2 protein-coding genes are annotated in these 1,687 nt (G+C 61.4%); one reads left to right on the top strand and one right to left on the bottom strand.

Going from position 1 to position 1,687, the window contains the following annotated elements:
- The first annotated feature begins 384 nt into the window (after window positions 1–384).
- Window positions 385–960, top strand: a complete 576-nt coding sequence (locus VSX60_RS22250; protein WP_327626417.1) for an ActR/PrrA/RegA family redox response regulator transcription factor — start codon at window positions 385–387, stop codon at window positions 958–960.
- A 6-nt stretch (window positions 961–966) separates the two neighbouring features.
- Here the strand turns inward: VSX60_RS22250 and VSX60_RS22245 are convergent, their stop codons facing one another.
- A complete protein-coding gene (locus tag VSX60_RS22245; protein ID WP_327626416.1) occupies window positions 967–1,479 on the bottom strand; it encodes an MmcB family DNA repair protein in 513 nt (170 codons plus the stop codon).
- Window positions 1,480–1,687: the final 208 nt, after the last annotated feature.

The raw sequence follows: 1,687 nt of genomic DNA, 5'->3' as shown, positions 1-1,687 counted from the left end.
GCAAATCTGATGAAACAGCCTTTCCCATGAAGCACCTCCTGCTCACAGAGAATCAAACCGAACATCAAATGGGAACCCGTCGATTCAAATTATTCGCCGGATGCTCTAAGCGACCGAATCGCTCCGACGTTCCATCAATCCGGCATGGAGATGTTTGGTCGGCTATCCGCACGGCCCCTGGGGCGCGCGGATCCAGGTTCTTCCAAAGATTCAGACCAAAATTCGGCGTACGAATCCTGAGCGGAAAGCGTAGTATCCCAGCGGCAACCCGACTGTCGCTCCTGTGCGGCAAAATTCCAAGGTTTAGTGAACACATTTTTGTTGGGTTGCCGTGAAGGTGACGCTGGGCAATGTGCGTCTGACGTAAACGGAAGGACTCGCATTATGCTCAGAGGAGAGGCGGCCGCCGCGCCGCAGGGGAGGTCTGCGCGCGATTGTGATCGGTCTCTGCTGCTCGTGGACGATGACAGAGCGTTTCTCTTGCGCATGAGCCGGGCACTCGAACAGCGTGGTTACGATGTGGTGGCAGCCGAAAGTGTCGCCGAAGGGTTGGCGCAGCTGCGCCGCAGCGCGCCGGCCTACGCCATTGTCGATCTGCGCCTCAGCGATGGCACCGGGCTCGACGTGATCGCGGCGTTGCGGGCTGCACGCGAGGACGCGCGTGCCATCATCCTGACCGGCTATGGCAACATCGCGACGGCGGTGAGCGCCGTGAAAATCGGCGCCATCGACTATCTGACCAAGCCCGCGGAAGTCGACGAGATCGTGGCCGCGCTTACGTGCGATGGCGAGGCGCGCGCCGAGCCGCCGGAAAACCCGATGTCCGCCGATCGCGTGCGCTGGGAGCACATTCAACGGATTTTCGAGCTTTGCGGCCGGAACGTCTCGGAGACGGCGCGGCGGCTGACCATGCACAGGCGGACATTGCAGCGCATCCTCGCCAAGCGCGCGCCGCGCTGACCCGGCTCACCCGTCCGGCAAGTCCCTTTCCCGAGGTGCGGTCATGAAAGGGTTGGCCGCCCATTCAGCCTGCAAAAGGCGGTCGGCGGACAGCCGCGCGAAGCGCAGCACCAGCGCCTTGCGGGTCGCCGCCGCCATCCTTTCCTCCGGTGCGTCCCGCAGGATTTCGGCCGCATAGCCGTCCGAGACGATCAGGCCGCAGGTCTGCGGAAAAATATCGGCGGGCACGCCCGGATGGGTGGCGAAATACAGCCGGTCGCAATGCTGTCGGTAGTCCGGCCATTTGCGATCGACGCGGAAATCCTCGACCGAGGTCTTGATCTCCACGATCGAAAATTCGCCCTTCTCCGAAAGACAAATCAGATCGGCGCGCCGACCGGACGCCAGCGGCATTTCGGGAAGCAGCGCCACCCGTCGCGCGATCATCAACCGCTGTACGCCTCGGCGCACCATCAGGGCGCGCTCCGACTGGCGCCCGTCGACGAGCGGATCGACGGCAAAGGGAGAAACGAGCGGCATGCGTCAAAGATAGTCCAGGCGGACGATCGGCGGCAAGCAAAAATAGAAACAAACCAGAAACAAAAAGTCGGACCGGCGGACGGCGCGCGATTCCAGGCACACTAGAGCATCCGGCGAATAATTTGAATCGACGGGTTCCCATTTGATGTTCGGTTTGATTCTCTGTGAGCAGGAGGTGCTTCATGGGAAAGGCTGTTTCATCAGATTT

Source organism: Aurantimonas sp. A3-2-R12 (assembly GCF_036016755.1).
GTDB lineage: Bacteria > Pseudomonadota > Alphaproteobacteria > Rhizobiales > Rhizobiaceae > Aurantimonas > Aurantimonas coralicida_A.
This window is presented reverse-complemented; position numbering and strand designations above follow the sequence as displayed.

Coding starts and splice junctions, on each gene's coding strand:
- VSX60_RS22245 (WP_327626416.1), bottom strand. CDS start 1,479: ATGCCGCTCGTTTCTCCCTTTGCCGTCGATCCGCTCGTCGACGGGCGC.
- VSX60_RS22250 (WP_327626417.1), top strand. CDS start 385: ATGCTCAGAGGAGAGGCGGCCGCCGCGCCGCAGGGGAGGTCTGCGCGC.